24 protein-coding genes and 1 pseudogene are annotated in these 19,534 nt (G+C 69.4%); 16 read left to right on the plus strand and 9 right to left on the minus strand.

Annotated elements, in window-relative coordinates; translation table 11 throughout:
- Positions 1–80 precede the first annotated feature (80 nt).
- On the minus strand, positions 81–710 hold the full coding sequence (locus EV278_RS10715) for a TlpA disulfide reductase family protein (protein WP_132090581.1): 630 nt from the start codon (positions 708–710) through the stop codon (positions 81–83).
- Here EV278_RS10715 and argH point away from each other — a divergent pair, their 5' ends adjacent.
- The 3 genes from argH (at position 711) to lysA (ending at position 3,845) form a co-directional block, all read left to right on the plus strand.
- Positions 711–2,129, plus strand: coding sequence for an argininosuccinate lyase (gene argH, locus EV278_RS10720; RefSeq protein WP_132090584.1), 1,419 nt, complete (start codon positions 711–713; stop codon positions 2,127–2,129).
- Positions 2,126–2,428: a hypothetical protein gene (locus EV278_RS10725; protein WP_132090587.1), complete on the plus strand. Its 303-nt coding sequence runs from the start codon at positions 2,126–2,128 to the stop codon at positions 2,426–2,428. Before argH ends, EV278_RS10725 begins: the two co-directional genes overlap by 4 nt.
- 151 nt (positions 2,429–2,579) lie before the next feature.
- The gene (gene lysA, locus EV278_RS10730) at positions 2,580–3,845 is read left to right on the plus strand and encodes a diaminopimelate decarboxylase (RefSeq protein ID WP_132090590.1); all 1,266 of its coding nucleotides are present in this window, start codon (positions 2,580–2,582) and stop codon (positions 3,843–3,845) included.
- A 151-nt stretch (positions 3,846–3,996) separates the two neighbouring features.
- Here the strand turns inward: lysA and EV278_RS10735 are convergent, their stop codons facing one another.
- Both EV278_RS10735 and EV278_RS10740 read right to left on the minus strand, forming a co-directional pair.
- Positions 3,997–4,524 carry a phosphoribosyltransferase family protein gene (locus tag EV278_RS10735; RefSeq protein ID WP_132090593.1) on the minus strand — a complete coding sequence of 176 codons (528 nt, stop codon included), beginning with the start codon at positions 4,522–4,524 and terminating at the stop codon, positions 3,997–3,999.
- Positions 4,525–4,539: 15 nt separating this feature from the next.
- A complete protein-coding gene (locus EV278_RS10740; RefSeq protein ID WP_132090596.1) occupies positions 4,540–5,475 on the minus strand; it encodes an MJ0042-type zinc finger domain-containing protein in 936 nt (311 codons plus the stop codon).
- Between the two features lie 56 nt (positions 5,476–5,531).
- On the opposite strand from EV278_RS10740, the gene ftsE reads away from it, so the two are divergent.
- The 4 genes from ftsE to EV278_RS10760 are packed head-to-tail and all read left to right on the plus strand — an operon-like array spanning position 5,532 to position 8,528.
- On the plus strand, positions 5,532–6,311 hold the full coding sequence (gene ftsE / locus EV278_RS10745; RefSeq protein ID WP_132090599.1) for a cell division ATP-binding protein FtsE: 780 nt from the start codon (positions 5,532–5,534) through the stop codon (positions 6,309–6,311).
- Positions 6,308–7,201 carry an ABC transporter permease gene (locus EV278_RS10750; protein ID WP_132090601.1) on the plus strand — a complete coding sequence of 298 codons (894 nt, stop codon included), beginning with the start codon at positions 6,308–6,310 and terminating at the stop codon, positions 7,199–7,201. The genes ftsE and EV278_RS10750 overlap by 4 nt, the downstream gene beginning before the upstream one ends.
- Entirely contained in the window at positions 7,198–7,821 is a 624-nt protein-coding gene (locus EV278_RS10755; RefSeq protein WP_132090604.1) for a YdcF family protein, read from the plus strand. Before EV278_RS10750 ends, EV278_RS10755 begins: the two co-directional genes overlap by 4 nt.
- On the plus strand, positions 7,818–8,528 hold the full coding sequence (locus EV278_RS10760) for a lysophospholipid acyltransferase family protein (RefSeq protein ID WP_132090607.1): 711 nt from the start codon (positions 7,818–7,820) through the stop codon (positions 8,526–8,528). Before EV278_RS10755 ends, EV278_RS10760 begins: the two co-directional genes overlap by 4 nt.
- 57 nt (positions 8,529–8,585) lie before the next feature.
- Here the strand turns inward: EV278_RS10760 and EV278_RS10765 are convergent, their stop codons facing one another.
- On the minus strand, positions 8,586–9,185 hold the full coding sequence (locus EV278_RS10765; protein WP_132090610.1) for an aspartyl/asparaginyl beta-hydroxylase domain-containing protein: 600 nt from the start codon (positions 9,183–9,185) through the stop codon (positions 8,586–8,588).
- Positions 9,186–9,238: 53 nt separating this feature from the next.
- Between EV278_RS10765 and EV278_RS10770 the strand changes: the two genes are divergently transcribed.
- Complete coding sequence (locus EV278_RS10770) at positions 9,239–10,420, plus strand: aspartyl beta-hydroxylase (protein ID WP_132090613.1); 1,182 nt, start codon at positions 9,239–9,241, stop codon at positions 10,418–10,420.
- Here the strand turns inward: EV278_RS10770 and EV278_RS10775 are convergent.
- Positions 10,417–10,965, minus strand: coding sequence for a gamma-glutamylcyclotransferase (locus EV278_RS10775; protein WP_132090616.1), 549 nt, complete (start codon positions 10,963–10,965; stop codon positions 10,417–10,419). The genes EV278_RS10770 and EV278_RS10775 overlap by 4 nt on opposite strands.
- Before the next feature lie 29 nt (positions 10,966–10,994).
- On the opposite strand from EV278_RS10775, the gene EV278_RS10780 reads away from it, so the two are divergent.
- Entirely contained in the window at positions 10,995–12,005 is a 1,011-nt protein-coding gene (locus EV278_RS10780; protein WP_132090619.1) for a DUF2125 domain-containing protein, read from the plus strand.
- On the opposite strand, the gene EV278_RS10785 is transcribed toward EV278_RS10780, so the two are convergent.
- Both EV278_RS10785 and EV278_RS10790 read right to left on the minus strand, forming a co-directional pair.
- Positions 12,002–12,316, minus strand: coding sequence for a HigA family addiction module antitoxin (locus EV278_RS10785; protein WP_132090622.1), 315 nt, complete (start codon positions 12,314–12,316; stop codon positions 12,002–12,004). The genes EV278_RS10780 and EV278_RS10785 overlap by 4 nt on opposite strands.
- A gap of 35 nt (positions 12,317–12,351) precedes the next feature.
- The gene (locus EV278_RS10790) at positions 12,352–12,639 is read right to left on the minus strand and encodes a type II toxin-antitoxin system RelE/ParE family toxin (RefSeq protein ID WP_132090625.1); all 288 of its coding nucleotides are present in this window, start codon (positions 12,637–12,639) and stop codon (positions 12,352–12,354) included.
- A gap of 236 nt (positions 12,640–12,875) precedes the next feature.
- Between EV278_RS10790 and EV278_RS10795 the strand changes: the two genes are divergently transcribed.
- Complete coding sequence (locus EV278_RS10795; RefSeq protein ID WP_132090628.1) at positions 12,876–13,676, plus strand: chorismate mutase; 801 nt, start codon at positions 12,876–12,878, stop codon at positions 13,674–13,676.
- Between the two features lie 8 nt (positions 13,677–13,684).
- Here the strand turns inward: EV278_RS10795 and EV278_RS24380 are convergent.
- Positions 13,685–13,801 (minus strand): annotated as a pseudogene (locus EV278_RS24380) (hypothetical protein); the annotation flags it as partial.
- Between the two features lie 62 nt (positions 13,802–13,863).
- On the opposite strand from EV278_RS24380, the gene hisC reads away from it, so the two are divergent.
- The 6 genes from hisC to EV278_RS10825 all read left to right on the plus strand — a co-directional run bounded on the left by hisC (position 13,864) and on the right by EV278_RS10825 (position 18,858).
- On the plus strand, positions 13,864–14,985 hold the full coding sequence (gene hisC / locus EV278_RS10800; protein ID WP_132090631.1) for a histidinol-phosphate transaminase: 1,122 nt from the start codon (positions 13,864–13,866) through the stop codon (positions 14,983–14,985).
- Positions 14,986–15,109: 124 nt separating this feature from the next.
- On the plus strand, positions 15,110–16,048 hold the full coding sequence (locus EV278_RS10805) for a prephenate/arogenate dehydrogenase family protein (RefSeq protein ID WP_132090634.1): 939 nt from the start codon (positions 15,110–15,112) through the stop codon (positions 16,046–16,048).
- Between the two features lie 2 nt (positions 16,049–16,050).
- Positions 16,051–16,467: a hypothetical protein gene (locus tag EV278_RS10810; RefSeq protein WP_132090637.1), complete on the plus strand. Its 417-nt coding sequence runs from the start codon at positions 16,051–16,053 to the stop codon at positions 16,465–16,467.
- A gap of 105 nt (positions 16,468–16,572) precedes the next feature.
- Positions 16,573–16,863 carry an EF-hand domain-containing protein gene (locus EV278_RS10815; protein WP_165916604.1) on the plus strand — a complete coding sequence of 97 codons (291 nt, stop codon included), beginning with the start codon at positions 16,573–16,575 and terminating at the stop codon, positions 16,861–16,863.
- Between the two features lie 80 nt (positions 16,864–16,943).
- A complete protein-coding gene (locus tag EV278_RS10820; protein WP_132090643.1) occupies positions 16,944–17,303 on the plus strand; it encodes a potassium channel family protein in 360 nt (119 codons plus the stop codon).
- A gap of 337 nt (positions 17,304–17,640) precedes the next feature.
- Entirely contained in the window at positions 17,641–18,858 is a 1,218-nt protein-coding gene (locus EV278_RS10825) for an RtcB family protein (protein ID WP_132090646.1), read from the plus strand.
- 163 nt (positions 18,859–19,021) lie between these two features.
- On the opposite strand, the gene EV278_RS10830 is transcribed toward EV278_RS10825, so the two are convergent.
- Complete coding sequence (locus tag EV278_RS10830; RefSeq protein WP_132090648.1) at positions 19,022–19,366, minus strand: copper-binding protein; 345 nt, start codon at positions 19,364–19,366, stop codon at positions 19,022–19,024.
- Positions 19,367–19,534: the final 168 nt, after the last annotated feature.

Here is a 19,534-nt window from a genome sequence, read left to right on the forward strand (position 1 = left end):
GACACGCGACCGTTGAGGGGTCAATTCAAAAAACGGCGATATCCCTAAGCGGGCGCTGCTCTCCTTTTCAGTTCCGGGCGTCAATGCTCGCGGAGAAGCGCCTCGACCAGGCCACGGGCTTCGGGACTGGACCAGTCGGCCTCGCCCGACATCCGCGCCCGCTCGCGACCCTGCTTGTCGTAGATGACCGTGGTCGGGTAGCCGGCGGCGCGTGGCTCCAGGTCGAACGACATCTTGTAGTTCTTGTCGCGATAGACCTGCAGCGGCGGGTTGGCGGCCATCTCGGCCTGGACCAGGTTCAGATCGACGTCCTTGTCGACGCTGATCGGCAGCACCTTCAGCGGCTGGGTGGCGTAGGCGGCCTGCAACCTGCCCAGGGTAGGCATCTCCTTCTTGCAGGGCGCGCACCAGGTGGCCCAGAGGTTCATCACCACCACCTGGCCCTTGAAATCGGCCAGGGTCAGGGCCTTGCCGGCCCCGTCGGTGAACACCGTCGCCGGCGCGGCGCGCGGCTGGGACGGGACGTCCAGCTTCTCTAAGGACGCTTTCTTGAATTCCTTGAGGTCGAGAACGCCTGCGGGTTTGAACGAAGCCTGAGCGATGACGTATAGAACCGCCGCGACGCCGATCAGCAGAACGGCGCCGACCGCCCACTTCAGCCGGCCGAGCTTGCGCGCGGCTTCTTCCCTGTCCGACTGGAATTCGCTCATATGACCGACAACGCCTCTGATAAGCCCGCCGCGAACGGCCAGGGCCAAGCCATGTGGGGCGGCAGGTTCTCGGCCAAGCCGGCGGAGCTGATGCAGGCGATCAATGTCAGCATCGGCTTCGACAAGCGCCTGTGGGCGCAGGACCTGGCGGGCTCCCGCGCCCATGCGCGGATGTTGATCAGCCAAGGCGTGATTGCAAGGGAAGACGGCGAGGAAATCCTCAAGGGCCTGGACGCCGTCGAGGGCGAGATCGTCGCCGGGGCCTTCCCGTTCCGCGACGAGTACGAAGACATCCACATGAACATCGAGGCGCGGCTGCGCGAGCTGATCGGCCCGACGGCCGGCCGGCTGCACACCGCCCGATCGCGCAACGACCAGGTCGCCGTCGACTTCCGCCTGTGGGTGCGCGAAGCCTGTGAGCGGTCGGCGGGCCAGCTGGAGGCCCTGCAGCGCGCGCTGGTGGCCCAGGCCGAGGCTTACGCCGACGCCCTGATGCCGGGCTTCACCCACCTGCAGCCGGCCCAGCCGGTGACCTTCGGCCACCACCTGATGGCCTATGTCGAGATGTTCGGCCGCGACGCCGGCCGCTTCCGCGACGCCCGCGCCCGGATGAACGAGTGCCCGCTGGGGGCGGCGGCGCTGGCCGGCTCGCCGTTCCCGATCGACCGCCACCAGACCGCCGCCTCGCTGGGCTTCGATCGCCCGACCGCCAATTCTCTGGACAGCGTCTCGGCGCGCGACTTCGCCCTGGAGGCCCTGTCGGCCGCCTCGATCACCGCCACCCATCTGTCGCGCCTGGCCGAGGAGATCGTGCTGTGGACGACGCCGATGTTCGGCTTCATCAAGCTGACCGACGCCTTCACCACCGGCAGCTCGATCATGCCGCAGAAGAAGAACCCCGACGCGGCCGAGCTGATCCGCGCCAAGGTCGGCCGGATCCTGGGCTCGCTGACCACCTTGACCGTGGTGATGAAGGGCCTGCCGCTGGCCTATTCGAAGGACATGCAGGAGGACAAGGTCCCGACCTTCGAGGCCTTCGACGCCCTGGAGCTGAGCCTGCTGGCCATGGCCGGCATGGTGTCGGACCTGACGCCGAACACCGAAAGGATGGCCGCCGCCGCCGGCGCGGGCTTCTCGACAGCCACGGACCTGGCCGACTGGCTGGTCCGCGAGCTGAACATGCCTTTCCGCGATGCCCACCACGTGACAGGCTCGGCCGTCAAGGCGGCGGAGGGCAAGGGCGTGGATCTGGCGGAACTGGCGCTGGCCGACTTGCAAGCGATCGAGCCGCGCATCACCTCTGAAATCTACACCGTGCTCACGCCCGCCGCCTCGGCGGCCAGCCGCATGAGTTATGGCGGGACCGCCCCCGCCCAGGTCCGCGCCCAGATCGCGCGTTGGAAGGAACTGCTCGGATGATCCGTCCTCTCACCGTCCTCACCCTCGCCGCCCTGGTCCTGACGGCGGCCGCCTGCGGCAAGCAGGCCGAGCTGGAGCGTCCGGCCCCGCTGTGGAACGCCCAGAAGAAGGCCGCCTACGAGGCCGAGCGGCGCAAGGGCTCGGCCACCGCCAACCAGCCCGCGCGCGCCAACGGCACGCAGGAGAACATCGACCCGGCCTCGAGCAACCGCACGACCCGCGCCGCGCCCCTGGCCGGCACGCACGACCCGTTCGGCGGCCCCTCCGGCGCCGGCTTCCCCAGCGCCCAGGGCAACTGACGACCGAGACCGCCGTGCGTCCTTCGAGGCGCGCCGTAGGCGCGCACCTCAGGATGAGGAAGTTTGTACAGCTTGAGCTCCTCATCCTGAGGCGCCCGCTCGGCGGGCCTCGAAGGACGCACGGCGCACACGCCGCGAGAAAGACACCGACGTGAACCATTTCGAATACGGCCCCGAGGGCCTGGCCTGCGAAGGCGTCCCGCTGGCGCGCATCGCGGCGCAGGTCGGCACGCCGGTCTATGTCTATTCCCGCGCCACCCTGGAGCGGCACTTCACGGTGTTCCGCGACGCCCTGGTCGCCGCCGGGATCGTCGACCCGCTGGTGGCCTATGCGGTGAAGGCCAATTCCAACGTCGCGGTGCTGAAGGTGCTGGGCGAACTGGGCGCCGGGGCCGACACGGTGTCCGAGGGCGAGGTTCGCCGGGCGTTGGCCGCCGGCATCCCCGGCGAGCGGATCGTGTTCTCGGGCGTGGGCAAGAAGCGCGGCGAGATCGCCTTCGCCCTGAAGGCCGGCGTGGCCGAGATCAACGTCGAGTCCGAGCCCGAGCTGAACCTGATCGCCGAAGTCGCGGCCGGTCTGGGCCTAAGGGCGAAGGTGGCGTTTCGGGTCAATCCCGACGTCGCGGCCGGCGGCCACGCCAAGATCGCCACCGGCAAGTCCGAGAACAAGTTCGGGGTGTCGTTCGCCGAGGCCGCGCGCCTCTACGCCAACGCCAGCAACCACGCCCATCTCCAGCCGATCGGCGTGGCCTGCCACATCGGCAGCCAGATCACCGACCTGACGCCGATGCGCGCCGCCTTCGCCAAGATGCGGGGCCTGGTCGAGCAGTTGCTGGGCGAGGGCCTGCACGTCGAACGTCTGGACCTGGGCGGCGGCCTGGGCGTGCCCTATTTCGACATGCCCGAACCGCCCTCGCCGGCCGAATTCGCGGTCATGGTCGCCGAGGCCATCCAGGACCTGCCCGTCAAGCTGGCCTTCGAGCCCGGCCGGGTGATCGCCGCCAACGCCGGCGTGCTGGTCAGCGAGGTGATCCATGTCCACGAACGGCCGGAGGGCAAGCGCTTCCTGGTCATCGACGCGGCCATGAACGACCTGATCCGCCCGGCCATGTACGACGCCTTCCACGACATCCGGCCGGTGATCCCGCGAGGCGGCGAGACGGTCTACGACGTGGTCGGCCCAATCTGCGAGACGGGCGACACGTTTACACGTGAACGCGCTTTGCCGCCGCTGGCGGCGGGCGAGCTGGTGGCTTTCATGTCGGCCGGCGCCTATGGCGCGGCCATGGCCAGCGAGTACAACACCCGGCCGCTGGTGCCGGAGGTCCTGGTCGATGGCGACCGCTTCGCGGTGATCCGGGCCCGGCCGTCGTACGAGGAGATGCTGAGCCGGGATGTTACGCCGGAATGGGTGTAGAGGCGATCACTTGCCCCCTACGGGTCGCTTCGCGACCGTCTTCCCCCAGAGGGGGAAGAGCCTCAGGCGTCAGGCTCCGCCCCCTATGGGGGCGGACAGGCGGCGAAGCCGCCAGGTGGGGGCAAGTGGGTGAGCCACTCGCCCAAGCAGCCTAATCCAGCGCGCCGATATACGGCAGCCCGCGGCTCTTGCCTTCGTCGTCCAGGCCGTAGCCGACCAGGTAGCGGGCCGGGGCTTCCCAGGCCACGAAGTCGGGCTCGATGCGCGGCTTGTCCCAGGGCTTGCGGGCGAAGACGGCGGTCAGGACCTCGCTGGCGCCGGCGTCCTTGACCAGACGAGCGGCCTCGCCCAGCGACAGGCCGGTGTCGAGCACGTCGTCCACCACCAGGGCGCGGCGGCCGATCAGCGGGCGCTGAAGGTCGGCGCGGACCTCGCAGCGGCCCGAGCTCTTGCGCTCGTCATGATAGGAGGCCAGCCACAGGGCGTCGAAGCGCACGTCGCGGCCGGCGCGCCACAGGGCCCGGGTCAGGTCGGCGGCGAACCACAGGCCGCCGGTCAGCAGGCAGACGGCGACGGTGTCGTTGTCGATGCGCGGGGCGATGACCTTGGCCAGGGCTTCCACCCGCTCGGCGATTTCTTCCTGGGAAATCAGGACTTCGGGGGCGGGGCGATCGGTCATGTCAGGTTTTCTGGATCAATGATGGTCGGCCGGGGCCGGTTCGACCGCTCCGGTCTCATGACCCGGGGGCTCGTGTCCAGCCCCTTGCGCGTCTTCCACCGAAGGCGGCGCGCCCGCCGCCAGCTCGGCCGGCTGGTCCTGGACGCCCCGCAGCGAAGGGGCCTCGGGGTTGGCGACCTTCTCGACAGGACCGGCGGGACCGGCGCGCCTGGCCGCGCCCGGCTCCAGGGCGAAGCCGATCTCCAGGGTGTTGGCGGTACGCGGCGGGTCCAGCAAGGTCACCGAAAAGTGCCGGGTCTGGCTGGGCGGAATCAGCGGATCGGCCGCCGCGGCCAGCTTCCCGGCCACCCGCTTCTCGTGCTTGTTCAGCAGGGCCACCCGCAGCGGCGGGGTGGTCACGGCGTGGTCGGTGATGTTGCGCAGCACGCCGGTGACGGTGATGGCGGCGTGACCGTCCTGCATCGACGGCTCGGCCTTCAGGTCCTCGACCACCAGGCCGACATTGTTCACCGGCATGCGGGCGAAGGCGTAGGCTCCGGCCGTGGCGGGCCACAGGCGGGCGACGTTCATGCGGAACACGCCGGCGGCCACCAGGATCAGCACCATGACGGCGACCATCCCGCCCCAGATGATCCCTGTGGTCTTGGCTTCCTTCAGGCGGCGCTCGGCGTCGGCCCGGGCCCGGAACACCTTGGGCAGCTCCTCGCCCGGCAGCTGGTCGACGGGGGTCTCGAAATCGCCGGCGGGGTTGGCCGCGCCGTCCAGGGCGGTCAGGTTCGGTTCGCCCGCCAGGTCGGCGGCCGAGGGCTCTTCGAACAGGTCCAGCGCGTCTTCGTTGCGGGCCGTCCAGCGGGTCCCGCAGGCCGCGCAACGCACGACACGACCCGCCGCGCCGACCTTGGAGTCATCGACGAAATAGCGGCTGGCGCACTCGGGACAGGTCAGTATCATGGCCGCGAATCGGACGCTCCCCGCTCCTACACACGAGGTCGCCGATTTTGCCAGCCATGTCCACACGACCCAGCGACACACCCTTGCGCACCGCAGACGTCCAGGATGGCGACACCGTCCCCGTCGTGCGCTTCGAGGGGGTCTCGATGCGGTATGGACGGGGGCCGGAAACGCTCAGCGATCTCAGGTTCACCCTATACCCAGGGTCTTTCCATTTCCTCACCGGCCCGTCGGGCGCGGGCAAGAGTTCGCTGCTGAAACTGATCTACCTGGCCCACCGTGCGGCAAGGGGCCGCGTCGAGCTGTTCGGCCGCGACATCAGCCAGACCCGGCCCGAGGACCTGCCGTTCGTGCGCCGCCGGATCGGCGTGGTGTTCCAGGACTTCCGCCTGCTGGACCACCTGCCGGTGTTCGACAACGCCGCCCTGCCGCTGCGCATCGCCGGCCGCAAGCCGGCCAGCTATCGCGATGACGTGGCCGAGCTGCTGCAGTGGGTGGGGCTGGGCGAGCGCATGCACGCCCTGCCCGCCACCCTGTCGGGCGGCGAGAAGCAGCGCCTGGCCATCGCCCGCGCCGTGGTCGACCGCCCCGACGTGCTGCTGGCCGACGAGCCGACCGGCAATGTCGATCCGGCCATGTCGCTGCGCCTGCTGCGATTGTTCGTCGAGCTGAACCGCCTGGGCACCACGGTGCTGATCGCCACCCACGACGAGGACCTGGTCGCCCGCGCCAACCGCCCGACCCTGCATCTGGAGAACGGCCGGCTGGTCGATGTCGCCGGCGCGGCGCCGGACCCGCCGTACGGCCCGGAAGACGACGAGGAGGACGGGGCGTGAGCGACCGCTTCTCCGTCGCCCGCTGGAAGCCGGGCCAGCTGCTGCCGCCGCGCGACGCCCGCGACGGATCGCTGGTGTTCGTGGTCGCGGTGCTGTGCTTCCTGGCCTGCCTGACCGCCCTGGCCGCCCTGGCCTCGACCCGCGCCGCCACCGGCTGGACCGCCCAGCTGACCGGTTCGGCCACGGTGGTGGTCCGCCCGCGCGCCAGCGAGAGCCCCGACAGCGCCGCCGCCCGCGCCGCCGAGACCCTGTCCGGCGTGCGCGGCGTAACCGAGGCCCGCGCCCTGCCCAAGGACAAGGCCGAGGCCCTGCTGGAGCCGTGGATCGGCCGCGAGGCCCTGATCGCCGACCTGCCCGTGCCGCGCCTGGTGACCCTGGACCTGGATCCCAAGGCCCCGGCCACCGCCGCCACCCTCGCCAAGGCGCTGAAGGACGCCAATGTCGACGCCGTGGTCGACGACCACAGCCGCTGGATCGCCGACATCGAGCGCGCGGCCCGCCTGGCCAGCTGGGCGGCCATCGGCGTTTTCGGCCTGATCGCCACGGCGGCGGCGGCCGTGATCATCTTCGCCACCCGCGCCGCCCTGACTGCCCGCCACGACATCGTCGAGGTGCTTCACCTGTCGGGGGCCGAGGACGGCTTCATCGCCAACCTGTTCCAGAACCGCTTCGCCGGCATGGCCTTCTTCGCCGGCTTGCTGGGCGGGGCGGGCGCGGCCATGATCGGGGCGGCGGCGCGGCTGGTGGGCGGCGGACAGGGCCTGACGCCGGTCCTGCCGCTGGCCTGGATCGACCTGCTGGCGCCCCTGCCCTGCCCGCTGGTGGCGGCGCTGGTGGCCGGGATCGCCGCGCGCGCGGCCTCCCTGCGCCTGTTGAGAGGCATGCCGTGAAGAGTTTCGCCGCGCTGCTGATCCTGGTGATGATCTGGTTCGTCGGCCTGCTGGCCTTCACCAGCCGGGTCGACCAGTCGACCCCCGCCCAGGAACCGCCGGTGTCGGACGGGGTGGTGGTGCTGACCGGGGCCTCGAACGTGCGGCTGGAGCAGGCCACCAAGCTGCTGGAGGCCGGCAAGGGCAAGCGCCTGCTGATCTCGGGCGTCAACCGCGAGGCCTCGCGCGACGACGTGCTGGGCGTGACCAAGGCGGTGCGGCCGATCTACGACTGCTGCGTCGACCTGGGCTACGCCGCCGCCGACACCATCGGCAACGCCAGCGAAAGCGCCGAGTGGGCCAAGGCCAAGGACTATCACAGCCTGATCGTGGTCACCGCCGACTACCACATGCCGCGCTCGATGCTGGAGCTGCACGCGGCCATGCCCGGGGTGACCCTGCATCCCTATCCCGTGGTCACCGAAAGCCTGAACGCCCACCGCTGGTGGAGAGGCGGCACGAGCGCCCGACGGATGATCGTGGAATACTGCAAGTACCTGGCGATCCTGGGCCGTGAGGCGTTCCTCAAGCTGGGCCCCCAGGACAAGGCCGATCCGAAACCGGCGAAGGAAGCCTCTTGATCTATCTGCGCTCGTTCCTGTTCCAGCTGTTCTTCTGGCTATGGTCGGTGGTCTGGGCGATCGGCATGATCGTCACCTACCCCCTGCCGCGCCGCGCCAACACCTGGTCGCTGACGACCTGGTCGAAGGGCGTGATCTGGGGCCTGCGCGGGCTGGCCGGCATCCGGGTCGAGGTGCGTGGGGAGCAGTATCGCCCCACCGGACCGGCCCTGGTCGCGGCCAAGCACCAGTCGATGTTCGACGTCTTCAGCCAGTTCGCCCTGCTGCCCGACGCCTGCTTCGTGATGAAGAAGGAGCTCTTGATGGTGCCGCTGTTCGGCTGGCACGGACTGAAGGCCGGCATGATCGTCGTCGACCGCGAAGGCCATTCGGCGGCCCTGAAGAAGCTGGTGCGCGACGCCGTCGACCGGATGAAGGAAACCCGCCAGGTGGTGATCTTCCCCGAAGGCACGCGCGGCCCGGTCGGCGTTCCGGGCGACTACAAGCCCGGCATCGCCGCCCTTTATCGCGAGATGAACCTGCCGGTCACGCCCCTGGCCCTGAACTGCGGCGTCCACTGGCCGCGCGGCTGGCTGCGGCCGCCGGGCACGATCGTCTTCGAATATCTGCCGCCCATCCCCGCTGGCCTGAAGCGCGGCGAGTTCATGCGCGAGCTGCAGACCCGGATCGACACGGCGACCAAGGCGCTGGAGGACGAGGGGCTGTGAGATCCGGTCGGGGACATGCCCTTGCGGCGTGTCCCCATTGGCAAGCTCGACGCTCCGTCAGGGGACACGCCGCAAGGGCATGTCCCCGGCGGAAGCCTCGAAGAACCCCGTCAGCCAGTCGTTGGCCACAAGGTCCAGAACCAGATGCACGCGATCCGTCGTCCCGCGATTGGCCACCGCGTGGGGATCGCTCAGGCGCAGATACCAGGCCTCACCGGCCGCCATCTCGACCCGCGCGCCATTGAGCCGGAAATCGACATCGGGGTTGGTGACCACCGGCACGTGGACGCGGGCGCCGCCGGCCTCGATGTCCAGGTCGAGATCCGTGTGCGCCTTGATGACCGAGCCTGGGCCCAGCCGCATCAGCCGCACGGCGCGGACCTCGCAGGCGAAGGCGGCGATCACCGCGCGGAAATAGGGGCAGGGCCGCAGGAACGGCGTGTCGACGAACGCCGTGGCCGTCGGGTCCGAATAGATCATCCGGATCGGGTGGGTCTCGCCCGCCGCGCAGCGCAGCGGGATCACGCTCCACTCGCCCTCGTAGTTCTGCTGGACATAGTGGGCTGTCCAGGGCGTGGCCGACAGGGCGTCCAGGTCGCGGGCCAGCCGGGCCGGGTCGAAACTCAGCGGCAGTTGCAATCTGTCCGGGAACGCCATCCAGTGACGCTATCGAGCCGCGAGCGGCCTCACAAGTCCCGACGGGAGACCCGATGCCGGCCAGATTGAGGACCGCGACAGAGGCCCTGGACTCGCTGGCCGCCTTGCGCGCCCTGGTCCTGCCGGACCTCGGCCTGCACGACGCCCTGGGCGACATCGAGGACTTCGCGCTCTTCGCCGAACGGACCGCCGAAGCGGCGCGGGCTCGAGGCCTCGACCTCGACGCTGGGACGGTGCGGGATCTGCTCCATACCCTGCCCCAGACCCCTTCGATCGACGGCTTCGAACCGGCGCCCGGCTGGCTGCCCGCCGAGGTGACGCAGGTCGAGGGTCGCGCCACGGTGGCCTGGCTGCGCTTTGGCCGGCGTCGCCTGAGCGAGCCATTCTACGACGACACCCTGGTCCGCCGGCGTTACCTGCCCTTCAACCGCCTGTTCGCGATCCGCACCGCCTTGGACGATCTGGAGGCCAGGGCCGCCGCCCTGCCCCCCTTGGAGCCGGCCGGCCTGATCTTCCACATGTCGCGCTGCGGCTCGACCCTGGCGGCCCAGATGCTGGCCGCCTCGCCGGCCCATGTGGTGGTGTCGGAGGCGCCCCCAATCAGCGCGATCACCCAGCGGAGCGACCTCGGCGACGACGCCAAGGCCACCGTGCTGCGGGCCATGGTCGCCGCCCTGGGCCAGGCGCGGAACGGCGAGACCCGCCTGTTCCTCAAGCTCGACTGCTGGCACAGCCGCGACCTGCCGCTGTTCCGCCGCGCCTTCCCCCAGACGCCCTGGGTGTTCCTCTACCGCGAGCCGGTCGAGGTGATGGTCTCGCAGGCCCGGCGGCGCGGCATGCAAATGACGCCCAGCCTGGTTCCGCCCTCGACCTTCGGCCTCGACCTGCCGGGCGGCGTGCCCGACGAGGACTATTGCGCACGGGTGCTGGCGGCGGTCTGCGAAGGCGCGGTGCGTCACGCGTCGCTCGGCGGCGGGCGGCTGGTCAACTACCGCCAATTGCCCGAGGCGCTGTTCACCAAGATCCTGCCGCACTTCGGGGTGACGGCGTCGCAGGCCGAGCTCCAGGCCATGCGCGCCACCGCGGCCCGTGACGCCAAGGCCCCCGAACAGAGCTTCGCGCCCGACGCGCGGGACAAGCAGCAGGCGGCCACCCCGGCGCTGCGGGCGATCTGCGCCCGACGGCTGGATGATGTATATCAGCGACTGGAGGCGATGCGGACCGAACAGCCCTAAGCCGCCGCTTCCCGGGCCTCGACCATCTTCAGCAGGGTCTCCATGGCGTGGTCGCGCACGCCGTCCTCGCGCAGGTGCATGACCAGGTCGCGCAGGTAGTCGATGTTGCGGCCCGACAGGCCCTGGGCGCCGGCGATCAGTTCGGCCTGCTGCTCCAGGGTCAGCGCGCCCGCCCACTGGCCGTGCTTCATGTCGGACAGGAACACCAGGGACTTCACCTTTCCGTTCCCGTCGATCTTAAGCTCGGACCAGGCCTCGAAATAGGTCTCGGTCGGCTGCTCGCGCTCGCGCAGATAGGCGTAGACCTCGGGCCACTGCGCGCCGGCCACCCGGTAGGCCACGCCGCGCACCGCCCCGCCGGGGGCCAGGCCCAGCACCAGACCAGGCCGCTCGTAGGTGCCCCGATGGTGGACCGAATAGATGCAGAACGCGCGGCGGCGCCCATGGAGCACGGCGGTCCTTCGCTCTATGAACGGGAACCCGGGCCGCCACATCAGCGATCCATATCCGAAGACCCAGCGGTCCTCGCTGCCTGCCACGCTCATCTACTGTTCCCGACGGAGCCGCCCATTCCATGACCCATAACGCCGCCGCCCCGTCCCGCAAGCCCCGGCGTCGCGGTCTGCTGGCGCCTTTCGTGTTGCTGCTGATAGTTGCCCTGGGCTGGAGCGCCGCCTGGCTATGGTTGCGCGGCCAGGCCGAGCAGCGGATGGACGCCACGGCCCTGTCGCTGAAGTCGCGCGGCTACGACCTGTCGTGGGAAAGCCGGACCTTCACCGGCTATCCGTTCCGGATGGACGTCAGGCTGGTCAACGCCCGCGTCGCCGAGCCGTCGGGCTGGGCCCTGAGGGCGCCGGAACTGAACGGCGAGGCCAACGCCTACGACATCGGCCACTGGGTGATCGTCGCCCCCCGGGGCGTGGTCATGACCCGGCCGGTCAACGGCGACGTGCAGATCACCGGCCAGGCCCTGCGCGCCAGCTTCGCCGGCTTCAAGCAATATCCGCCGCGCATTTCGATCGAGGGCGCGAACCTGGTCTTCACGCCCGCCCCCGGGGCCGCGCCGTTCCCGCTGCTGTCGACGGCCGGCCTGCAGCTGCACGTGCGGCCCGGGCCCGACGACCAGGGCGCGATCTTCTTCGAGGCCAAGGGGGCCAAGGCCCGCTTCACCGGCCTGATGGGCCGCATCGCCGCGGACCGCACCGCCGACCTGATCTGGGATTCGAAGATCAGCAAGATCAGCGCCCTGCACGGGGCCAGCTGGGCCGACGCGGTCGGCGACTGGTCCGACGCCGGAGGAACCTTGACCGTCCAGGAGGGGCGGCTGACCGCCGGCGAAGCGCTGCTGGAGGCCAAGTCCGGCGCCCTGACCGTCGACGACGACGGCCGCCTGCGCGGCGCCCTGGACGTCACGGTCCGCGAGGTCGCCTCGCCCGACGAGGCGCTGAAGAGCCCGGAGGCGACCGCCGCGGCGGTCGCCCAGGCCCTGGGCCGCGACCCGACCCTGTCGGCCACCCTGAAGTTCGAGAACGGCCGCACCCGCCTGGGCCTGTTCGACACGGGGCCGGCGCCGCGGGTGTATTAGGCGGCGGCGATCGGCTCGATCGCTGCGATATCGTCCGCCAAGGTCAACTTGGCCGTCTCCAGATCGTAGCGGGTCTGGAGATTCAGCCAGAACTGGGCGGTGACGCCGAACAGCTTTTCAAGGCGCAACGCCGTGTCGACCGTCACGGGAGTCTGCCCCCGGACCAGCTTTTCGATGCGCGGCCGCGCGATGCGCAGACGCTTGGCCGTCTTTCCCGGCGAAAGGCCGAACGGCCTGATGAACTCCTCCAGCAGGATCTCGCCCGGATGGACCGGGGCGAGAGGATCTGCGGCTGCGACGCTGGCGCTCATCGCAATCTCCTCGGTTGGCAGGCCCTGGCGAAGCCCTAGTGATAGTCTACGAACTCCACGTCGGCCGGGCCGGCCTCCGTCCATTTGAACACCAGTCGGAACTGGTCGTTCACGCGGATCGAATGCTGTCCCGCCCGATCACCCGAAAGCGCCTCCAGCCGATTGCCCGGAGGAACACGGAGATCGTCCAGAACGGTCGCCGCTTGCAGCATCTCCAGCTTCCGCTTCGCCGGACGCAGCAGGTCGGAAGGAAAGCCCTTGCCGGGATTGATCCCGTCAAAGATCGCCTTCGCCCGCTGGTCCCTGAAACTCTGGATCGCCATTCACGTTGTCCGTCCTCACCAAAGAACGTATCTCGATGCGACACAAAGCTCAAGCGAAACGTATCTCAATGCGACACACTCGAAGGGGCGGCGCAGGCGCCTTATCCAAGCTCCGCTCGCTTGGTCGCCAGGCGCCGACCGATGTTCTTCAAGCGCAACTTTATTCCCGTCATCGCGCCCTATTGCGCCTCCGGCGGCAAAGTCTATGGTCCGGCCTCCAATTTCGGGGATAAATCATGGGTAGCGACGCAGGCGACGCGACGCCTTCGCTGGACGAGGTCCGATGGCGTATCGACGCCATCGACGGTGAGCTTCTGGCCCTGCTGGACGAGCGGGCCGGCCTGGCGCGCGCCGTGGCGGCGGCCAAGCAGGCGGCCGGCGACACCGGCTTCGGCCTGCGTCCCGGCCGCGAGGCCCTGATCGTCCGCAAGCTGGTGGAGGCCCCCCGCAAGGCCGCCAGCGACGCCCTGGTCATCCGCCTCTGGCGCGAGCTGATGTCCGACAGCCTGGCCCGCCAGGGCCCCTACCACCTGGCCGTCTGGGGCGGCCCCAACCCGGCCCGCGCCGTCGAGCTGGCCCGCCTGCGGTTCGGCGTCGCCCCGCCGATGACGGTGGTCGCCACCGACCGCGACGCCCTGGCCGCCGCCAAGACCCCGTGGGGCGTCGGCGTCCTGGGCCTGGTCCCGGACAACGCCTGGTGGGGCCGGCTGCTGGCCGAGCCGCGCCTGAAGATCTTCGCCGCCCTGCCCTGCCTGGAGCGCTGGGGCCCGCAGGTGGCCTTCGCCGTGGCCGAGGTCGAGGTCGAACCCACCGGCGGCGACCAGACCTTCTGGGTCACCGACAGCCCCAAGGCCGCCAGGACCATCATCGAGGCCTTGTCAGTCGACGGCGTGGCCGCCGAACTGGTCGCCGACGCCGGCGGGCTGAAGCTGTTTTCGCTGCTGGGCTTCTACCAGGCGGGCGACGAGCGCCTGGCCCGCGCCCCGGGCTCCCTCACCGGCGTCATCGGGGCTGCGCCCACCCAGTTCGACGTTTAGCACGTGCGGCGCCCTCGTCTTTCGACAAGCTCAGGATGAGGGCGACTGACAGGCCGGTCGGAATAGAAATCCTCATCCTGAGCCCGTCGAAGGACGAGGATTTCGGGCCAAAGGTTAGACGTCACGGTCTGACCCCGTGTAAGAAGGCCGCCTCTTCGCTGCCGAGTACCCCCAGGTTCCCAAGACCATGACCGCCCCGACCACCGACCGCTTCGCCGCGCCGCGCCCCACGCCCAAGCCGGGCATCCTCGACATCGCCGCCTATGTGGGCGGCAAGTCGAAGATCGAGGGCGTCGCCCATCCGGTGAAGCTGTCGAGCAACGAGAACATCCTGGGCAGCAGCGACAAGGCCAAGGCCGCCTATCGCGACGCCGTCGACCGGATGCACCTGTATCCGGACGGCAAGGGCGCGGCCCTGCGCGCCGCCATCGCCGCCCATTACAGGCTGGAAGTCGAGCGCATCACCCTGGGCGACGGCAGCGACGAGATCTTCGCCCTGCTGAACCAGGTCTATCTTGAGCCCGGCGACAACATCGTCCAGGGCGAGCACGGCTTCGCCGCCTACGCCATCGGAGCCCGCGCCTGCCAGGGCGAGGTGCGCTTCGCCAAGGAGCCGGGCCAGCGCGTCGCCGTCGACGAGATCGTCAAGTGCGTGGACGAGCGCACCCGGCTGGTGTTCATCGCCAACCCGGCCAACCCGACCGGCACCTGGCTGACCGGCGAGGAGATCCGCGCCCTGCACGCAGCCCTGCCGCCGTCGGTGGTGCTGGTGCTGGACGGCGCCTATGCCGAGTTCTGCACCGATCCGCGCTTCGAGGACGGGCTGGACCTGGCGCGCACGGCCGAAAACGTGATCGTCACCCGCACCTTCTCCAAGCTGCACGGCCTGGCCGCCCTGCGCGTGGGCTGGGGCTATGGCGCGGCCGGAATCATCGAGCCGCTGGAGCGCATCCGCCCGCCGTTCAACACCTCGATCCCGGCCCAGGACGCGGCCATCGCCGCCCTGGCCGATACGGAGTTCCAGCAGCGCTCAGTGGCCTTGGTCGAACAGTGGCGGCCCTGGCTGGCCCAGCAGATCGGCGGGCTGGGCCTGGAGGTCACCCCCTCGGCGGCCAACTTCGTGCTGATCAACTTCCCGGCCACGTCCGGCAGGACCGCGCTGGAGGCCGAGGCGTTCCTCGCCTCGAAGGGCTACCTGGTCCGCGCCGTGGGCAATTACGGCCTGCCCAACGCCATCCGCGTCACCGTGGGTCTGGAAGAGCACAACCGGACGGTCGTCGAGCTGCTGCGCGAGTTCGTTTCGCGATGAGCCCTTCTTCTCCGCTCATCCCGGCGAAAGCCGGGACCCAAGCCGAGCTTGGGGTTTCGCACGCCGCCCGCCCGTCCAACCCAGCTTGGGTCCCGGCTTTCGCCGGGATGAGCGGGGGTTTTGAATGAGCCACCCTGGCGTTCTCTATCCGAAGATGACCGTGATCGGCTGCGGCCTGATCGGCGGCTCGATCATCCGCGCGGCCCGCGAGCATGGCGTGGTCGGCCAGGTCACCGTCGCCGACGCCAGCGAGGCCCACCGCGCCCGGGTGAGCGAGCTGGGCCTGGCCGAGCATGTCACCGGCGACATCGGCGAGGCGGTCCGCGACGCCGATCTGGTGGTGATCGCCACGCCGGTGCTGTCGACGGCCGAGGTGGCCGCCGCCCTGGCCCCGCACCTGAAGCCGGGCGCCACCCTGACCGACGTCGGCTCGACCAAGGCCAATGTGGTCGAGGCGTTCAAGGCCCTGGACCTCTCCAAGGTCTTCGTCATCCCGGGCCACCCGATCGCCGGCACCGAGCAATCGGGCCCCGACGCCGGCTTCGCCGAGCTGTTCGAAAACCGTTGGACCATCCTGACCCCGGCCGAGAGCGACGACGAGGCCTACGCCGCCGCCGTCGCCAAGCTGTCGGCCTTCTGGCGGACCTTCGGCGCCCAGGTCGAATTGATGGACGAAAAGCACCACGACCTGGTGCTGGCCGTGGTCAGCCACCTGCCCCACCTGATCGCCTACACCATCGTCGGCAGCGCCGCCGACCTGGAGAACGTCACCGAGAGCGAGGTGATCAAGTTCTCGGCCTCGGGCTTCCGCGACTTCACCCGCATCGCCGCCAGCGACCCGACCATGTGGCGCGACATCTTCGTGGCCAACAAGGACGCGGTGCTGGAGATGCTGGGCCGGTTCACCGAGGATTTGCAGGCCATGAGCCGGGCCATCCGCTGGGGCGACGCCGACACCCTGCACGCCCACTTCACCCGCACCCGCGCCATCCGCCGCGGCATCGTCGCCGCCGGCCAGGAGAGCGCCGAGCCGAACTTCGGCCGAGACCGGGGCAAACACTAGACGTGGGCTGGAAGCGCGCCCTTGGCCTGACCCTCTGCGCCGTCGCCCTGGCGCTGGTGGTCTGGGGCTTGCTGAACGCCAAGATCAGCGTCGACCTCGTGGAATCACGGGAGATCTCGGCCAAGGACTTGGTTCCGGCCGTTCGCCCCGCCGAACCCAAGCCCGTCGACGTCTACCTCCATGGCGACGGATCGATATGGGTAGGCGACAAGCGATCCAGCCTGGACCTGCTGGTCGGCGACATCGTCGCCCAGGCCGGGTCGCCCGACAAAGAACTGCAACGGATCTTCGTCCACGAGAACGTCGAGGTCCCGCACGACGTCTACCGGGGTGTGATGGACAGGATCAACGCGGCCGGCTGGCATAGGATCGAGCTGGACACCCAACGGGGCGACCCTGGCCCCGCCAAAGGCCGATGATCACGCCGCCTTCAACGTGACTCCGTGATGTCGCCTCGCGTCGCAATACGGCCGCAACACGGTGGGCGAATGGCGGCCACCGGGACGCACTGTCAAGGACACCCCATGCGCCGCACGATCACCGCCCTCGCCCTGGCCGCTCTGGCCGCCTTCACCGCCGGTTCCGCCCTGGCTCGCATGCCCTCGCCCGAAAAAGTTCTCAAGGCCTGGGACAAGAACGGCGACGGCGGGATCGACAAGGACGAGTGGCTCGCCGCCGGCCGCAAGGAAAAGCGCTTTGTCCAGGCCGACACCGACGGCGACGGCAAGATCTCCCTCGAGGAACTAAAGGCGGGCATGGCGCGGATGAAGACGCGCCCGGCGGCGACCGACCCGGCTCCGAGCGCCGGTCACTAGGACCGACCACCAGGGATTGAGTTGCCGCTGGACCATCTCCCAGGGGCCTGGCTAAGGTCGGGCCTTCTCGGGAGGGGTCCATGCTCAAATATGTCGACAGCATCAAGGAACTGCTGGCGCTTTACGCCGCGCTGCTCGTGGCGGGGGCCGCCGCCTACGCCGTCTTCGAGCACAAGCCGTTCGTCGACGCGCTCTGGTGGGCCTGCGTGACCGCGACCACGGTCGGCTATGGCGACATGTATCCCGTCACGGTCGGCGGCCGGATCGCCGCCGTGGTGCTGATGCACGTGACCCTGCTGTTCATCCTGCCGCTGCTGATCGGCAACATCTGCTCGCGCTGCATCAAGGACCACAACGAGTTCAGCCACGCCGAGCAGGAGGAGCTGAAGGCGGCGCTGCGTCGCCTGGAGGACAAGCTCGACCGGGCGGAGCGGGCGTAGGCGCCGCAACGACCGTGGCTCCAGCGACACACCGGCGCCGCCCTCCTCACGAAACCCCTTTCCATCGTTGAGCGAACACTGTAATCGCCCGCCTCCCGAAGGACGAGGACCATGGCGCACAAAGCCCCGACCTATCTGCCCGCCAGCAATCTGCTCGACCGCCAGGTCGAACGGATGGGCGTGCGTGCGTCGGTAGGGGTTCCGGTCTAGGGTTCGTCTGAACTCGGGATGTTCGTAAGGAAACCCCTCCTGGCCTGGCCGGAGGGGTTTCTTCGTTTTGTGCGAGAGGCTTTCCGACCAAGGCGCCAGGAGGGGCGGCTTGGAAAAGGAGAAGCCCATGAGCGGCTTCACGCATATCGAAAGCGACGGCGCGCCGATCAAGGCGTGGACGCGAGGCGTGCCCATCGAGGACGCCGCCCTCAAGCAGCTGCGCAACGTCGCCGCCCTGCCCTTCATCCACAAGCACGTGGCGGTCATGCCCGACGTGCACTGGGGGATGGGCGCGACGGTCGGCTCGGTGATCCCCACCCGGGGAGCGATCATCCCGGCCGCCGTGGGCGTCGACATCGGCTGCGGCATGATGGCGGTGCGCACCTCGATCCGCGCCGAGCACCTGCCCGACAACCTGTTCGGCGTCCGCTCGGACATTGAGGCGGCGGTGCCGCATGGACGGACCGACAACGGCGGGCGCAACGACAAGGGCGCCTGGCAGGTCGAGCCGCCGGCGGCCGCGGCCGAGCGGTGGGCGGGCCTGCAGGCCGGCTACGACGACGTCGTGGCCCGGCACCCTAAGGCGGCCCATCCGCGCGGCTTCGGCCACCTGGGCACCCTGGGCACGGGCAACCACTTCGTCGAGCTGTGCCTGGACGAGGCCGGCGACGTCTGGGTGATGCTGCACTCGGGCTCGCGCGGCGTCGGCAACCGGTTCGGGACCTACTTCATCGAGCGGGCCAAGCATGAAATGCGGCGCTGGTACATCAACCTGCCCGACGAGGATCTGGCCTACTTCGTCGAGGGCAGCGAGGGCTTCATCGACTACGTCCGGGCCGTGTCCTGGGCGCAGAAGTACGCCCTGGCCAACCGGGAGGTGATGATGGAGCAGGTGCTGGCCGTGCTGAAGCGGACCTTTCCCGACCTGGCGACCACGCAGCATGCGGTGAACTGCCACCACAACTACGTGTCGCGGGAGAAGCACTTCGGCAAGGACGTGTTCCTGACCCGCAAGGGCGCGGTCTCGGCCAAGGACGGTGAGCTGGGGATCATCCCGGGCTCGATGGGCGCCAAGTCGTTCATCGTGCGCGGCCGGGGCAACCCGGACTCGTTCTGCACGTGCTCGCACGGGGCCGGACGGGCGATGAGCCGCAACGAGGCCAAGCGGCGGTTCACCGTCGCCGACCACGTGGCCGCCACCGCCGGCGTCGAGTGCCGCAAGGACGCCGACGTGATCGACGAAACGCCGATGGCCTACAAGGACATCGATGCGGTCATGGCGGCCCAGAGCGATCTGGTCGACATCGTCCACACGCTGCGCCAAGTCGTCTGCGTGAAGGGCTAGCGGGACGCCGTCCGGTCTGTGACCGGGCGGCGTTTCGCGTTGACCGGTCCGCCTCAGGCGCCTAGAGCATCGCGCGGAAAAGTGGACGCCGGTTTTCCGCAAAAGCGATGCGAAAACAAAAATCTAGAGCAAGTCGTGCGATTCCTATATCGCGCGATTTGCTCTAGCGCGGCTTCAGTTCCGTCAGTTCCCAGGCGTCGCCAGCCTTGTGGAACTTGAACGCCACCCGCGCGCCCGGCGCCAGCGAGCCCTCGGCCAAGATGTCGCCATAGGCCTGGAAGACGGTGCGCCCGGCGGCCAGCGGGGCGGCGCTCGCGCCCTCGTGATCGAGCGTTACCGCCTGGCCGTCGACGAGGGCGATCACGCCCGTCGAATCGTATTCCGGACCCGCCGGAAGCGCCGCTGAAGCGGTCGGCGGGGCCTCGGACGCGGTTTTCGCCGGCTTGCCCGGACCGCAGGCCGCCAGAGCACCAACCAGCAAAATTGCCAATATCGTCTTGATTTTCATAGACTTATAGAATTTCTTGATTCAACGGATCAATCCGAACACGTCCTTCATACAAGGTTTTTTACCGCAAGTGCGAAAAGGACGGCGATTGTGGTAGCGATTTTGTGATCGAAGTTTTACTCTAAGGAGACCGGCGGCTCTCCACGCCGGTCGTCGAGACCACGCCGG

This window comes from Caulobacter sp. BK020 (assembly GCF_004342605.1).
Classification (GTDB): domain Bacteria; phylum Pseudomonadota; class Alphaproteobacteria; order Caulobacterales; family Caulobacteraceae; genus Caulobacter.

Excerpts from the sequence above, each read along its gene's own strand:
- EV278_RS10715 (WP_132090581.1), bottom strand. The coding sequence starts at position 710 with ATGAGCGAATTCCAGTCGGACAGGGAAGAAGCCGCGCGCAAGCTCGGC.
- argH (WP_132090584.1), top strand. The coding sequence starts at position 711 with ATGACCGACAACGCCTCTGATAAGCCCGCCGCGAACGGCCAGGGCCAA.
- EV278_RS10725 (WP_132090587.1), top strand. The coding sequence starts at position 2,126 with ATGATCCGTCCTCTCACCGTCCTCACCCTCGCCGCCCTGGTCCTGACG.
- EV278_RS10735 (WP_132090593.1), bottom strand. The coding sequence starts at position 4,524 with ATGACCGATCGCCCCGCCCCCGAAGTCCTGATTTCCCAGGAAGAAATC.
- EV278_RS10740 (WP_132090596.1), bottom strand. The coding sequence starts at position 5,475 with ATGATACTGACCTGTCCCGAGTGCGCCAGCCGCTATTTCGTCGATGAC.
- ftsE (WP_132090599.1), top strand. The coding sequence starts at position 5,532 with ATGTCCACACGACCCAGCGACACACCCTTGCGCACCGCAGACGTCCAG.
- EV278_RS10765 (WP_132090610.1), bottom strand. The coding sequence starts at position 9,185 with ATGGCGTTCCCGGACAGATTGCAACTGCCGCTGAGTTTCGACCCGGCC.
- EV278_RS10770 (WP_132090613.1), top strand. The coding sequence starts at position 9,239 with ATGCCGGCCAGATTGAGGACCGCGACAGAGGCCCTGGACTCGCTGGCC.
- EV278_RS10775 (WP_132090616.1), bottom strand. The coding sequence starts at position 10,965 with ATGAGCGTGGCAGGCAGCGAGGACCGCTGGGTCTTCGGATATGGATCG.
- EV278_RS10780 (WP_132090619.1), top strand. The coding sequence starts at position 10,995 with ATGACCCATAACGCCGCCGCCCCGTCCCGCAAGCCCCGGCGTCGCGGT.
- EV278_RS10785 (WP_132090622.1), bottom strand. The coding sequence starts at position 12,316 with ATGAGCGCCAGCGTCGCAGCCGCAGATCCTCTCGCCCCGGTCCATCCG.
- EV278_RS10790 (WP_132090625.1), bottom strand. The coding sequence starts at position 12,639 with ATGGCGATCCAGAGTTTCAGGGACCAGCGGGCGAAGGCGATCTTTGAC.
- EV278_RS10795 (WP_132090628.1), top strand. The coding sequence starts at position 12,876 with ATGGGTAGCGACGCAGGCGACGCGACGCCTTCGCTGGACGAGGTCCGA.
- hisC (WP_132090631.1), top strand. The coding sequence starts at position 13,864 with ATGACCGCCCCGACCACCGACCGCTTCGCCGCGCCGCGCCCCACGCCC.
- EV278_RS10805 (WP_132090634.1), top strand. The coding sequence starts at position 15,110 with ATGAGCCACCCTGGCGTTCTCTATCCGAAGATGACCGTGATCGGCTGC.
- EV278_RS10815 (WP_165916604.1), top strand. The coding sequence starts at position 16,573 with ATGCGCCGCACGATCACCGCCCTCGCCCTGGCCGCTCTGGCCGCCTTC.
- EV278_RS10820 (WP_132090643.1), top strand. The coding sequence starts at position 16,944 with ATGCTCAAATATGTCGACAGCATCAAGGAACTGCTGGCGCTTTACGCC.
- EV278_RS10825 (WP_132090646.1), top strand. The coding sequence starts at position 17,641 with ATGAGCGGCTTCACGCATATCGAAAGCGACGGCGCGCCGATCAAGGCG.
- EV278_RS10830 (WP_132090648.1), bottom strand. The coding sequence starts at position 19,366 with ATGAAAATCAAGACGATATTGGCAATTTTGCTGGTTGGTGCTCTGGCG.